This is a genomic window from Frigidibacter sp. MR17.24, assembly GCF_037095655.1.
GTDB lineage: Bacteria > Pseudomonadota > Alphaproteobacteria > Rhodobacterales > Rhodobacteraceae > Frigidibacter.
The window spans coordinates 101445-114554 of the sequence record NZ_JBAWKE010000011.1; the positions used below are offsets into that span (position 1 = coordinate 101445).

A 13110-nucleotide genomic window follows, 5' to 3' on the forward strand; every position below is an offset into this window, starting at 1 on the left:
GCGCCTGTCGTCGTGCTCACCGGCCCGGCGCCCGGCGCGATCTGCGAGGTGACGCTGGCGCATTGGTACATGCTGCGCGTTCCGGCCGACGCGGGCGGCCGGGTGGCGCTGCCGCTGCGCTTTGACCCGGCCACCCAGACCGTGTCGATCCTGAACGGCCCGGGCGAAGAGATGGCGGTCGAGGCGCTGGCCTGCGGCCCCGCCGCGGGGCTGCACGCGGCGGGGCGCCGGCTCGACTTCCGCACGCTGGCCGCCCGTGCTGCCAGTCGTGCGGCCAATCGTGCTGCCACCCTCGACGTCACCGCACCGCTCGAGGTCGACTGCGCCGATCTGGGCTGCACCGCCGCGCGCTGACCCTGCGGCAGCGGCGAAAATGGGCAGGCGATCACACGTCCGTTACATTCGGATGGCACCGAGGGGCCAAGCCCGCAAGGGCAAGTCCCAGCCGATCCGGAGTGACCGATGTTCAGATCCTTCTCCCTGTCCGCCCTCGCGCTTGCCGCGGCCACCACCGCCGCCGGCGCGCAGGACATCGCCCAGTCGGGCAGCCAGTGGTACACCGACGCCGAGGCGCTGATCGCCCGGATGACCGCGCACCAGCCCAACACCGGGCGGGCGAAGAACGTCATCCTGTTCGTCGCCGACGGCAACGGCGTCGCCTCGAACTACATGAGCCGGATGTGGGCGGGCCAGCAGGCCGGCGGCATGGGCGACGACTATGTCCAGCCGCACGAGGCCTTCCCGGAACTGGCGCTGGTGCGCACCTACAACATCAACGCCCAGACGCCGGACTCGGCGCCGACCGCGGGCGCGATGAACACCGGCGTCAAGCAGCGCTTCAACCTCATCAACCTTGGCGAGAACGCGGTCACCGAGGACTGCACCACCGAGGCCGCGAATGAACTCACGCTGTTTTCCGAGCTGATGACCGAGGCCGGCAAGTCGGTGGGCGCCATCACCTCGGCCCGCCTGACCCACGCCACCCCGGCCGCCGTCTACGCCAAGACCGCCTACCGCGACTGGGAGGGCGAGGTGCCGGCCGAGTGCACCAATTCGCGCGACATCGCCCGGCAGATGGCGGACGCGGTCGCGGCGGGCACGCTCGACGTGGCTCTGGGCGGCGGCGCGCGCTATTTCGTGCCGCAGGGCCAGCAGACCGATTTCGGTGGCAAGTCGTCGCGCAAGGACGACCGCGACCTGATGGCGCAGATGCGTCAGGCCGGCGCCACGCTCGTCAGCGACAAGGCCGCGCTCGCGGCCGCGGCCGATGACGACACGCCGCTGATCGGCCTCTTCTCGGACAGCCACATGAGCTACGAGGCCGACCGCCCCGACAGCGAACCCTCGCTGTCGGACATGGTCGCGAAGGCCATCGCCAAGCTGTCGACGAACGGCAACGGCTATTACCTCGAGGTCGAGTCGGGCCGCGTCGATCACGCCAACCACGCCACCAACGCCAAGCGCGCGATGATCGACGGCAAGGCCTTCGCCGACGCGATCGCGCTGGCCGACGAGATGACCGACGATGCCGACACGCTGATCATCGTCACCGCCGACCACGAGCACGCGATCGCGATGAACGGCTACTGCGGCCGCGGCACGCCGATCGACGGGCTGTGCATGGACATCTCGACCACCGGGATCGAGCATTCGGGCGAGCCGGTGCTGGCCGACGACGGCAAGCCCTATACCGTGGTTGGCTATCTCAACGGCGCCTCCTCGGTGATGGTCGAGCAGGCCGACAAGACCTTCGCCGCCCCCGAGGGCCGGCCCGAAATCACGCAGGAGATGGCGCAGGACATCGACTACAACCAGCAGGTCCTGATCCCCAAAAGCTCGGAATCGCACTCGGGCGTCGATGTCGCGCTTTATGCCAAGGGTCCCTGGGCGCATCTGTTCAACGGCACGATCGAACAGAACTACATCTTCCACGTGATGAACTACGCCGTCTCGAACGGCGAGTGATCCGGGATCGCGACCGCAGAGGTCCGACCCCGCAGGCGGGGGCCCGAAGCGGGCCCCCGTTCCCCATCAAGGAGCCTGCCATGCTCTCCCGCAGAACCCTCGTGCTGTCGGCGCTGGCCGCGCCGCTGGCCCCCTCCCTGCCGACCCCCGCCCGCGCCGCGACCGACGCGCCGATCAAGCTGCGCGACCTCTACAACCGCGACCGCGGCTTTTCCGATCTCGCGCTGTCGCTCGAGGGACAGCGGATCGAGGTCGAGGGCTTCATGGCCCCGCCGCTGAAGGCCGAGGCCGATTTCTTCGTGCTGACCAAGATGCCGATGGCCCAGTGCCCGTTCTGCGAGCCCGAGACCGAGTGGCCCGACGACATTCTGGCCGTCTACACCCGCCGCACGGTCGAGGTGATCCCGTTCAACGTCCGCCTGACCGCGACCGGCGTGCTGCAGCTTGGCCCCTACACCGATCCCGCGACCGGCTTCTGGTCGCTGGTGCGGCTTGGCGATGCCCGCTACCTGCGCGCCTGAGATGAGCCCCGCCCTCTCCATCGCCGGGCTCGAGGTCGCGGGCGCCGGCGGCCGGCGGCTGCTGACCGTCGAACGCCTTGCGATCGCGCCCGGCACGCTCGTGGGCATCCGCGGCCCCTCGGGCGCCGGCAAGACCACGCTCCTGCACGCGATGGCGGGGCTGCTCGACGGCCTGCGGGGCGATTTGCGCTGGGGCGAGACGCGGCTGACCGCGCTGTCGCCGGCGGCGCGCGCCCGCTGGCGGGCCGCGACCGTCGGCATGATCTTCCAGGATTTCATGCTCTTCGACGAACTCGACGCGCTGGCCAATGCCTGCGCCCCCGCCATGTTCCGCCCGGGCCCCGAGCGTGCGGGGCTGCGTGCCCGCGCCGGCGCGCTGCTGGCGCGGCTCGGCCTGCCCGAGGACGGCCGCCCGGTCGCCGGCTTTTCGGGCGGCGAGCGTCAGCGCGTGGCCGTGGCCCGCGCGCTCGCGGCCGAGGCGCCGGTGATCCTGGCCGACGAACCCACCGCCAGCCTCGACCGCGCCGCGGCCGACCGGCTGATCGACGATCTCGCGCGGCTGGCCCGCGACGGCGGGCGCACGCTGGTCGCGGTCAGCCACGACCCGGCGCTGCTGGCGCGGATGGACCGGGTGCTGACCGTCGCCGACGGCCGGTTGCAGCAGGGGGACGACTGATGCTGGCCGATCTGTGGTACGATCTGCCGCCGCTGGCGCAGGACCTCGCCGTGACGCTCGCCTGGCTGGTGCCGCCGGCGGTGCTGGCGGCGATCGTGCTGCGCGGCTTCGCGCCCGGCCCGCTGGTGCGCGCGCTGCTCGGCCGCTTTCGCGGGGCCAACGCGATCTTCGTCGCGCTGATCGCGATCTCGGTTGCGATGGGCATCGGGCTGACCGCGCAGGAACGCGGCCTGCGCCGGGGCATGGCCACGGCCGCCGACAAGTTCGACCTTGTCGTCTCGGCGCCCGGGTCCGAGATGACGATGCTGCTGGCCACGGTCTTCCTGCAGCCCTCGGACGTGGCGCTGCTGGACGGCGCCGCCTTCGACCGCATCGCCCGGGCCGAGGGCGTGGGCATCGCCGCGCCTCTCGCCTATGGCGACAGCCACGGCACCGCGCCCGTCGTCGGCACGATCGCGGCCTTCGTCACCCACCTGTCCGGCGGCCGGATCGAGGGCCGGCTGTGGCGCACCAGCCACGAGGCGGTGGTCGGCGCCGCGGTGCCGCTGGCGATCGGCGACCGCTTCACGCCCGCCCACGGCCAGGGCGAGGCCGCCGACCACGACGCCCATGACGAGGATCACCTGACCGTCACCGGCCGGATGGCCGCGACCGGCACGCCCTGGGACCGCGCGATCCTCGTGCCGGTCGAGACGGTGTGGGAGGTGCACGGCCTGGCCAACGGCCACCGCCCCGACGAGGGCGACCGCCTTGGCCCGCCGTTCGATCCCGCGCGCTTCCCCGGCACGCCGGCCGTCGTCGTGCAGGCCAGCGGCCTGGCCGCGGCCTATCGGCTGCGCGCGGAATTCGCGCGGGGCGAGGGGACGATGGCCTTCTTCCCCGGCACCGTGCTGTCCGAGCTCTACCGCGTGATGGGCGACGTGCGGCAGGCGATGTCGCTGATGGCGGCGGTGTCGCAGGCGCTGGTCGCGGCGGCGGTGCTGCTGGGCCTTGGGATCCTCACGCGGCTGTTCGCGCGCCAGGCGGCGATGCTGCGCGCGCTCGGGGCGCCGCGGCGCTTCGTGGTCGCGGTGATCTGGAGCTATGGCGCGGTGCTTCTGGCCGCGGGCACGGTGCTGGGGCTCGGGCTTGGGCGCGGCGCCGCGGCGGTGCTGTCGCGCATCGTCACCGCGCGCACCGACGTGCTGGTCGAGGCCGGACTCGGCTGGCCCGAGGTCCAGCTGGCCGCGGCCTTCCTGTCGGTGACGCTGCTGGCGTCGCTGGTCCCGGCGCTGGCGATCCTGCGCCAGCCGGTGGCCGCGGGGCTGCGGGCCTGATCCGCCGACCCCACACGCCGGCCCCACCCGCCGCCCGGCCTGACAGCCGGGCGGTGGGCGCGGCTCAGTTCACCGCGGTCAGCAGCGGCGCCTCGGCAAAGAAGGCGTCGAGGTTGTCGATCGTCAGCTGCGCCATCCGCGCCCGGGTCTCGACCGTGCCGCTGGCATGGTGCGGATAGAGCGTGACATTCGCCAGCCCGGTCAGGGCCGGGTCGGGGTTCGGCTCGTTGCGGTAGACGTCAAGCCCGGCGCCCGCGATCGTGCCCGCCCCAAGCGCTGCGATCAGCGCCGCCTCGTCGATCACCGTCCCGCGCGAGATGTTGACCAGAAGGCCGTCGGGCCCCAGCGCCTGCAGCACCGCGCCCGAGATCAGCCCCGCGGTCGCCGCGCCGCCCGGCGTCGCCACCAGCAGCACGTCGGCCCAGGCGGCCAGCGCCTCGGGCGTCGGGAAATAGGCATGGGGCACGCCCTCTTTCCGGGTCCGGCCGCTATAGCCGATCTCCATCCCCATCGCCGCGCAGCGCCGCGCGATCGCCTGGCCGATGTTGCCAAGGCCCACGATGCCCGCGCGCCTGCCGGCGCTGGCGCGCGTCAGCGGGAACATCCCCTTGCGCCCCCACTCGCCCGAACGGACATAGGCATCGGCCTCGACCAGCCGGCGCCGCGACGCCAGCATCAGCAGCACCGCCATGTCGGCGACGTCATCGACCAGCGCGTCCGAGGTGTTGGTCAGCCGCACCCCCCGCCGCGTCATCTCGGGCAGGTCCATCAGGTCGAACCCGGCCGAGGAACAGGCCGCCAGCTCCAGCGCCGGCAGCCGGTCGAGAAGCGCCGCGTCGACGGTGACATGGCCGTTCACGATCATCGCGCGGCAGACCGGGCCGGCCTTGGCCAGCACCGCGTCCCGGGCGGCGGCATCTGTCGCCTGGTCCAGCCGGTGCAGGGTATAGCGCTCGGCCACCTGCTCCATGAACGGGGCGATCAGCGGATAGGCGACAAGGACATCGGGTTTCATAGCGTCTCCAGCTGTCGGGCGGCCCGCCGCGCGGCCTGCACCTCGGGATCGGGGTCGAGGCTCGCGGCCAGAAGCTCGCGGGTGTAGGGCTCGCGCGGGGCCTCGAAGATCTGGCGCACCGGGCCTTCCTCGACGATCCGGCCCTGCCGCATCACGATCACGCGGTCGGCGAAGTCGCGCACCACCGGAAGGTCGTGCGCGATGAACAGGTAAGACAGATCCAGCTCGCGCCGCAACCCGTCCAGAAGCTCGATCACCTGCGCCTGGATCGACACGTCCAGCGCCGAGACCGCCTCGTCGCAGACGATCAGCTTCGGCTCCATCGCCAGCGCGCGCGCGATCGCGATGCGCTGGCGCTGCCCGCCCGAGAACTGGTGCGGATAGCGGTTCGCCATCTCGGGATGCAGGCCCACCTTCACCAGAAGCTCGGCCACCCTCTCGCGCCACCGCGCCTTCGGCAGGATGTCGCGGTGGATCACCCAGGCCTCGGAGATGATCTGGTAGACCGACATCCGCGGATTGAGCGACTGCGTCGGATCCTGGAACACCATCTGCAGGTCGCGCCGCACCCCGAACAGCTCTTTCGGCGCCATCGTCATCAGGTCGCGCCCGCGGTACAGCACGCGGCCAGACTGCGGATCGTCCAGCCGCAGCACCGCGCGCGCCAGCGTCGACTTGCCCGAGCCGCTCTCGCCCACCACCGCCACCGTCTCGCCCGGCATGATCGAGACGCTGACATCCTTCAGCGCGTGGAAGGCGCCGTAGTATTTCTGCAGGTTCTCGGCCCGCATCAGCGGCTCGGCCGCGCGGGCGCGCTCTTCGGGCATCGCGCCGCGGCCGGGCGCGGCGCCGATCAGCTTGCGGGTATAGGGATGCTGCGGGTTGCGATAGACCTCGGCCGCGTCGCCGGCCTCGACGATGCGGCCGCCGTTCATCACCACCACCCGGTCGGCGATCTCGGCCACCACGCCCAGGTCGTGGGTGATCAGCAGAAGGCCCATCCCGGTCTCCTGCTGCAGCTCCTCCAGAAGCTCGAGCACCTGCGCCTGCACCGTGACGTCCAGCGCCGTCGTCGGCTCGTCCGCGATCAGGATGTCGGGCTTGCACGCCAGCGCCATCGCGATCATCAGCCGCTGGCGCTGCCCGCCCGAGAACTGGTGGGGATACTTCTCCATCGCCACCTCGGGCTCGGGCACGCCGACGCGGGTCAGCAGCTCCAGCGCGCGGGCCCGGGCGCGGTCCTTCTGCCCGCCGTGGATCGTCACCATCTCGGCGATCTGCCAGCCCACGGTATAGACCGGGTTCAGGTGCGCGAGCGGGTCCTGGAAGATCATCGCGATCTTCGCGCCGTTGATGCGCCGCCGTTCCTCGGGCGTCATCTTCAGCATGTCGCGCCCGTTCAGCAGGATCTGCCCGCTCGTGATCTTCCCGGGCGGCATGTCGATCAGATCCATCACCGCCGAGGCCGAGACCGACTTGCCCGAGCCGCTCTCGCCCAGGATCGCCAGCGTCTCGCCGCGGTCGAGATGCCAGCTGACGTCCTGCACCGCCTTCACGACGCCGGCGGCGGTGTGGAACTCGACCGACAGGTCGCGGATCTCCAGCAGGTGTTCAGTCATTCTTCCGCCCCCTCATTTCCAGCCGCCAGCGCTGGGTGGGATCAAGCGCGATGCGCAGCCAGTTCGACATCAGGTTCAGCGACAGCGTCGTCAGGATGATCGCGAGACCGGGCCAGAACGACAGCCACCACGCGGTGGTCAGGTATTCGCGCCCCTGCGCCACCATCAGCCCCCAGGTGATCTCGGGCGGCTGGATGCCGATGCCCAGGAACGACAGCGAGCTTTCGGCGAGCATCACGAAGGCGAAGTCCAGTGTCGCGATCGTCAGCATCGTGGGCAGGATCACCGGCAGGATGTGGCGCAGCACGATGCGCCGGTCCGAGGCCGCCATCACCCGCGCGGCCGACACGAACATCCGCTCGCGGATCTCCAGCACCTCGGCGCGCGCGGTGCGCAGGTAGACCGGGATCCGCGTGATCGCCAGCACCAGCACGATGTTGGCCACCGACGGCTCGAGCATGTAGAGCACGATCACCGCCAGCAGCAGCGACGGGAAGGACATGATCACGTCGCCCAGCCGCATGATCGCGCCGGCCTGCCTGCGCCGCGAATAGCCCGCGACCAGCCCCAGCCCGGTGCCGATCACGGCCGAGCAGGCGACGGCCGCACCCGCGACCAGCATCGTGTTCTGCGCCGCGACGATGATGCGCGCCAGCAGCGGCCGGCCCAGCGCGTCGCCGCCCAGGATGTTGACCCAGCCCTTGGCAAGGTCGAAGGGCGCCGCGTTGCGCGCCCGCAGGTTCTGCTTCACCGCGACATCGCCCAGCCACAGCGGGCCGAACAGCGCGCACAGCACCGCGATCGCCAGGAACAGGGCGGCGAAGAACGCCAGCTTGTCCGCCCAGAGCATCGCGAACCATGTCGCGAAGGCGCCGCGCGGCTTCGGCGCGGGCGCCGTACGTGTCGTGTCTGTCATGGCCATCGCTCAGTACCGGATACGGGGATCGAGCAGCCCGTAGGCGATGTCGATCAGCAGGTTCATCAGGAAGATCGCGGCGGCCGAGACCATGATCGCGGCCAGCACCACCGAGAAGTCGCGCAGCAGGATCGAATCGATCATCAGCTTGCCGATGCCCGGGAAGCCGAAGATCGTCTCGATCACCACGGCGCCGTTCAGGATCGAGGCCGCCTGGTCGCCGATCACCGTGATCACCGGCAGCATGCCGTTGCGCAGCCCGTGCACGAAGATCAGCGGCCGCGGCCGCACGCCCTTGGCCCGCGCGGTCTTGATATAGGCCGAGGACAGCACCGTGATCATCGAGCCGCGCACCACCTGCAGCACGAGGCCGAAGGGCCGGATGAACAGCACCGCCACCGGCAGCACCCAGTGCAGGATCGATCCGGTCCCCGAGGTCGGCAGCCAGTGCAGGTTCACCGCGAAGATGACGATGGCCACGATCGCCAGCCAGAAGTCCGGCGCCGCCGCCCCGATCAGCGAGAAGAAGGTGGCGATGCGGTCGAAGACCCCGCCGACCCGGAACGCGGCGAGCGAGCCGATGGTGATCGCCAACACGATCACGCAGCTCATCGTCACCACCGCCAGCCGCAGCGTCCAGCCGAAGGCCTCGAGCACGACCTCGAGCGCCGGGCGCGCATGCTGCAGCGACTGGCCGAAGTCGCCGCGCGCAAGGTCGGCGACATAGCGCAAGAACTGCACGATCAGCGGATCGTTGAAGCCGTGGATCTCGCGGAATTCCTCGCGCGCGGCGACCGAGGCGTCGAGCGGCAGGTACAGGTTCGTCGGGTCCCCGGTCAGTCGCGACAGGAAGAACACGAGGATCAGTAGTCCGACCAGCGATATCGCGCTCGCCATCGCGCGCTGTCTGATGAAGCTTGTCATGCTCCGCCCCCTCCTCTGGGTGGTGGCGGGTCGTCGCATCGCCCCGAAGACGACTTCGGTGCTGGGGCGCCGGCTCCTCTCCGGTGGTCCCCGGGCGAATCGACGGCCCTTGAACTGAAATATTAGTATACGTCTTGCATCCGGCCAAGCCCCGTCATGCGTCGCGCCGCCTGATGGGCGGGGGCGGGGGCGGTCACGGCGCGCGGCGGCGCAGGGTCAGCATCGCCGCCCCGCAGATCACCGCGGCGCCGATCCAGGTGGTGGCCGGTGGGTACTGGCCGAAGACCAGCATTGCCAGCAGCGCGACCGCCGGCAGGCGCAGGAAGTCGAGCGGCGCCAGCAGCGAGATCTCGGCCAGGCCCACCGCGCGGGTCACCGCGGTCATGTTCAGCGCGCCGATCAGCCCCTGCGCGGCCAGCAGCCCCAGCGCGGTCCACCCCGGCCATTCCCAGACCGGCCAGGCCGCGAGCGCCGCCAGCGGCACCATCGAGATCAGGTTCCACGCGACCAGCCGGTCGGCGCGGTCGCGGCGCGACATCGCGCGCAGGATCAGCTGGATCACCGCCGTCAGCACCGCGCCGGCCAGCGCCGCGACCAGCCAGGGATCGAAGGCCGCCGCGCCGGGGCGCAGGATCACCAGGATCCCGCCGAACCCCACCGCCGCCGCCGCCGCCCGCGCAGGCCCGATCCGCTCGCCCAGCCACAGCCCCGCGCCCAGCGTGACCAGGATCGGCGTGGTGAAGGTCACCGCCATCGCATCGGCCAGCGGAGCATGGGCGAAGGCCAGGAACAGCGCCACCAGCGAAGCCAGCTTCAGCCCCGCCCGCAGCACGTGCATCCAGCGGTAGGGCGATCCGCGCAGGTCCACCCCGCGCCCCAGCATCGGCACCACCACCACCAGCCCGAAGGCGGCGCGGAAGAAGCCGATCACCAGCGGATGCACCTCGCCGGCGAGCAGCCGCACGATCACCGCGTCGCAGCCCGCCAGCACCGCCGCCGCCACCATCAGCGCGACGGCGCGGGCCGTTGGCGTCATCGCCAAGGGTCAGAGCGGCGCGGGCGGGGCGACGCCCAGCCGCTCGGCATGGCGCGCCATCCGCGCCACGTCGGTCTCGGCCACCGGCACGCCCTCGGCCAGCGCCGCCCGGCGCTTGACCGACGCGCTGTCGCCCGGCACCCGCACCGGCCCGCGCGCCCAGGGGGCAGGGGGGTTGGTGCGGCAGGCCTCGGCCAGCCAGTCCGACTGCTCGGTGAAGGCATCGAGCCCGGCGAAGAACGCGGGGTCGATCACCTGCAGGAAGGCGCTCTGCGCCAGCGGCCCCGGCGCCTCGGTATTGGCGCGGCCCTTGCCCGACAGCCCCTGGCCCAGCAGGTCGACCATCAGCGCCAGGCCATAGCCCTTGTGCCCCTTGGCCGCGCCCCCCAGCGCCATCAGCGTGCCGCCGCGCTCGGTCACCTCGCGCGGGTCGTCGGTGGGCTCGCCCGCGGCGGTCAGCGCCCAGGGCTCGGGATAGCGCTCGCCCTTCTTGGCCAGAAGCTGTGTCATCGTCGTGGTGGTGATCGACGCCGAGACGTCGACCAGGATCGGGTCGCCGCTGGTCGGGAAGCCCATCGCCAGCGGGTTGGGCGTCATCACCGGCCGGGTGCCGCCATAGGGCGCCACCCGCCGCGCCGCCGGGTTCGAGGCCGACAGCTGCACGATCAGCCCGCGGTCGGTCGCGCGCCGCATGTAGGCCGACAGCGCGCAGGTGTGGTGGCAGTTGCGGATCGCGGCGCCGACGATGCCGTGGGTCGCCACCCGCTCCATCGCCTGGTCGAGCGCCTGCGACAGCAGCCAGGCGCCCGGCAGCAGCCGGCCGTCCCAGACGAAGCCCGCGCCCTTGTCGGCCACCACCTCATAGCTGCCGGTGCCGTTCAGGCTGCCGTCGGCCAGGCATTCGAGATACCAGTGCATCAGCTGCAGGCCGTGGGTCTCGTGGCCGATCATGTCGCCCTCGACCAGCACCTCGGCGGTGGTCGCGGCCTTGTCGGGTTCCATGCCCCCGGCGGTCAGCAGCGCTTCGGCATAGGCCAGAAGCGCCGCACGGTCGTAACGCGGCATCGCAAGCTCCTTCGCAAAGGGACGGGGGGCCGGGAAGATCGGCCCCCCGACGGGTTCAGGCGGGACGACTCACTTGAACCCGATCTGTTGCAGCTGAAGCTGCGAGTTGGTGGCGATCGTCGGCTTGAAATCCAGCCGCGGCGAGACGCGGGTGAAGCCGACCATGTGGAACATCGGGATGTCGGCGATGTCCTGCTGCTCGGCCCGGGCGAAGACCTCCTGCCACAGCGTCGCGCGCTCGTCGCCGGTGGCCGAGGTGGCCTTGGCGATCATCGCGTCCAGCTCGGGGTCGCGCAGCATCGAATGCGTGCCGTCGCTGGCGTATTTCACGAAGGCGGTGAACACCGGGTCGCCGGTCGCGTTGTCGTGCTGCGACTGGGTCAGCGTCGGGCCGGCGTCGGCCACGAAGGGCGAGACGAAGTAGTTGTTCCAGACCGACACGTCGTACATGTCGAGCTTCACGGTGAAGCCGACCTCCTGCAGCATCGCCATGATCGCCTCCATCGCCGGGGCGCCGTTGGCGTAGATGCCGTTGCGGCCGATCAGCCGGATCGGGGTGTCGACCGGCACGCCGTCGGCCTTGGCGGCCTCCAGAAGCTCGGTGGCCTTCTCGGGATCGTAGGGCCAGACCGGGATGTCGGGGTTGTGGCCCATGGTCGTCGGCGGCACCAGCTGGGTCGCCATCTCGACGCCCTCGGGGAACAGCGTGCCCACCATCGCCTCGCGGTCGATGGCCAGGTTCAGCGCCTCGCGCACGCGGCGGTCGTCAAGCGGCGCCGCCCGGGTGTCGATGCGCAGATAGCTCGTCTCCGAGTTCGGATAGGAGAAGTCGGTGTCGGGGTTGGTCGCGTCCTGGATCGCGATCGAGGGCACGATGTCGGCCTCGCCGGTCTCGACCATCGCCGCGGCGACGGCGCTGTCGGCGCGGAAGACATAGGTGGCCGTCTCGACCTGCGGCTGCTCGCCCCAGTAGTCGGGATTGCGGGTGAGCGTGATCGACTGGCCGGTCTGCCAGTCCGAGAACACGTAGGGCCCGGTGCCGTTGGGCTTGCGGTCGAACTCGGCCTCGGGCGTGGTCGCGGCCGACTGCACCGGCATCACCGTCATCAGCAGCGGCAGGATCGGCTGCGGCGGCTCGGTCTTGATGCGGATCGTGTGGTCGTCGGGGATCTCGAAGCTGAAGGTGGTGCCGCCGAAATACTTGCCGCCGGTCTCGCACGACAGGTTGGCGTTCTTGTTGCGCTCGATCGAGAACTGCACGTCCTTGGCGGTGAAGTCGCTGCCGTCGTGCCATGTCACGCCGTCACGCAACTTGAACTCCCAGGTGCTGTCGTCGATCTGGCTCCACTCGGTGGCCAGCCGCGGCATCAGCCCGCCATTGGCATAGTCGTATTCGACCAGCATCTCGTTGACGTTCTCCGAGATCACCCGGCCGACGTCCTGGCGCGCGGCCATGCAGGGCTCGACCACGCTGACGTTCTCGGACAGCACGACGGTGACGTCGCGGTCGCTGCCCTGCGCCAGCGCGGGCAGCCCCGCGGTGACGAGCGCGGTGCCCGACAGGAAAATCGCAAGCCTCTTCATAAGTCCTCCTCCCATGCCCCCGCGGGGGCCTTGCATGACGGGCCGCGGCTCCTCAACCGCGCCGGCCTCTGGCCGGGTCACCCGCCGGTTTCTGGTGCCGGCCCCCGGTGCGTCCGGGGGCCGGAAGCTTCGGGGGCCCCCCTCAGGCGGGCACCGCCTCGCCGATGGCGATCCCGGCCTCTGGCACCAGCGCCTCGGGCAGGTTCTGGAAGGCGACGGGTCGCAGGAAGCGGCGGATGGCGAGGGTGCCGACCGATGTGGCGCCGAAATTGGTCGAGGCCGGATAGGGCCCGCCGTGGACCATGGCATCGACGACCTCGACCCCGGTCGGGAAGCCGTTGGCCAGCACCCGCCCCGCCTTGCGCTCCAGCACCGGCAGGAGCGCCCGCGCGACGGGGGCATCGGCCTCGTCCATCAGCAGTGTCGCCGTCAGCTGCCCCTCGAAACCCTTGGCCAGCGCGACCATCGCCTCG

At 71.2% G+C, this 13110-nt stretch carries 12 protein-coding genes and 1 pseudogene; 5 read left to right on the forward strand and 8 right to left on the reverse strand.

Going from position 1 to position 13110, the window contains the following annotated elements; translation table 11 throughout:
* From V8J39_RS21285 to V8J39_RS21305, 5 genes are all read left to right on the forward strand, one after another.
* Window positions 1–354: hypothetical protein (locus V8J39_RS21285; RefSeq protein ID WP_336462988.1), on the forward strand; the 354-nt coding region annotated here is incomplete at its 5' end.
* A 108-nt stretch (window positions 355–462) separates the two neighbouring features.
* Window positions 463–1965 (forward strand): alkaline phosphatase, encoded by a 1503-nt coding sequence (locus tag V8J39_RS21290; protein ID WP_336462989.1) that lies wholly within the window; start codon window positions 463–465, stop codon window positions 1963–1965.
* Window positions 1966–2045: 80 nt separating this feature from the next.
* Entirely contained in the window at window positions 2046–2486 is a 441-nt protein-coding gene (locus tag V8J39_RS21295; RefSeq protein ID WP_336462990.1) for a hypothetical protein, read from the forward strand.
* A gap of 1 nt (window position 2487) precedes the next feature.
* Window positions 2488–3162 carry an ATP-binding cassette domain-containing protein gene (locus tag V8J39_RS21300; protein ID WP_336462991.1) on the forward strand — a complete coding sequence of 225 codons (675 nt, stop codon included), beginning with the start codon at window positions 2488–2490 and terminating at the stop codon, window positions 3160–3162.
* Entirely contained in the window at window positions 3162–4478 is a 1317-nt protein-coding gene (locus V8J39_RS21305) for an ABC transporter permease (protein ID WP_336462992.1), read from the forward strand. The genes V8J39_RS21300 and V8J39_RS21305 overlap by 1 nt, the downstream gene beginning before the upstream one ends.
* Window positions 4479–4542: 64 nt before the next feature.
* Here the strand turns inward: V8J39_RS21305 and V8J39_RS21310 are convergent, their stop codons facing one another.
* The 8 genes and pseudogenes from V8J39_RS21310 to V8J39_RS21345 form a co-directional block, all read right to left on the reverse strand.
* Complete coding sequence (locus tag V8J39_RS21310; protein ID WP_336462993.1) at window positions 4543–5493, reverse strand: 2-hydroxyacid dehydrogenase; 951 nt, start codon at window positions 5491–5493, stop codon at window positions 4543–4545.
* Window positions 5490–7112 carry an ABC transporter ATP-binding protein gene (locus V8J39_RS21315; protein WP_336462994.1) on the reverse strand — a complete coding sequence of 541 codons (1623 nt, stop codon included), beginning with the start codon at window positions 7110–7112 and terminating at the stop codon, window positions 5490–5492. The genes V8J39_RS21310 and V8J39_RS21315 overlap by 4 nt, the downstream gene beginning before the upstream one ends.
* Window positions 7105–8028 carry an ABC transporter permease gene (locus V8J39_RS21320; protein ID WP_336462995.1) on the reverse strand — a complete coding sequence of 308 codons (924 nt, stop codon included), beginning with the start codon at window positions 8026–8028 and terminating at the stop codon, window positions 7105–7107. The genes V8J39_RS21315 and V8J39_RS21320 overlap by 8 nt, the downstream gene beginning before the upstream one ends.
* Window positions 8029–8037: 9 nt before the next feature.
* Window positions 8038–8952: an ABC transporter permease gene (locus tag V8J39_RS21325; protein WP_336462996.1), complete on the reverse strand. Its 915-nt coding sequence runs from the start codon at window positions 8950–8952 to the stop codon at window positions 8038–8040.
* A gap of 193 nt (window positions 8953–9145) precedes the next feature.
* Entirely contained in the window at window positions 9146–9988 is an 843-nt protein-coding gene (locus V8J39_RS21330; protein ID WP_336462997.1) for a DMT family transporter, read from the reverse strand.
* A gap of 9 nt (window positions 9989–9997) precedes the next feature.
* Window positions 9998–11053 (reverse strand): Ldh family oxidoreductase, encoded by a 1056-nt coding sequence (locus V8J39_RS21335; RefSeq protein ID WP_336462998.1) that lies wholly within the window; start codon window positions 11051–11053, stop codon window positions 9998–10000.
* A gap of 69 nt (window positions 11054–11122) precedes the next feature.
* A complete protein-coding gene (locus V8J39_RS21340) occupies window positions 11123–12637 on the reverse strand; it encodes an ABC transporter substrate-binding protein (RefSeq protein WP_336462999.1) in 1515 nt (504 codons plus the stop codon).
* 142 nt (window positions 12638–12779) lie between these two features.
* Window positions 12780–13110: pseudogene (locus tag V8J39_RS21345) on the reverse strand (aldehyde dehydrogenase (NADP(+))); the annotation flags it as partial.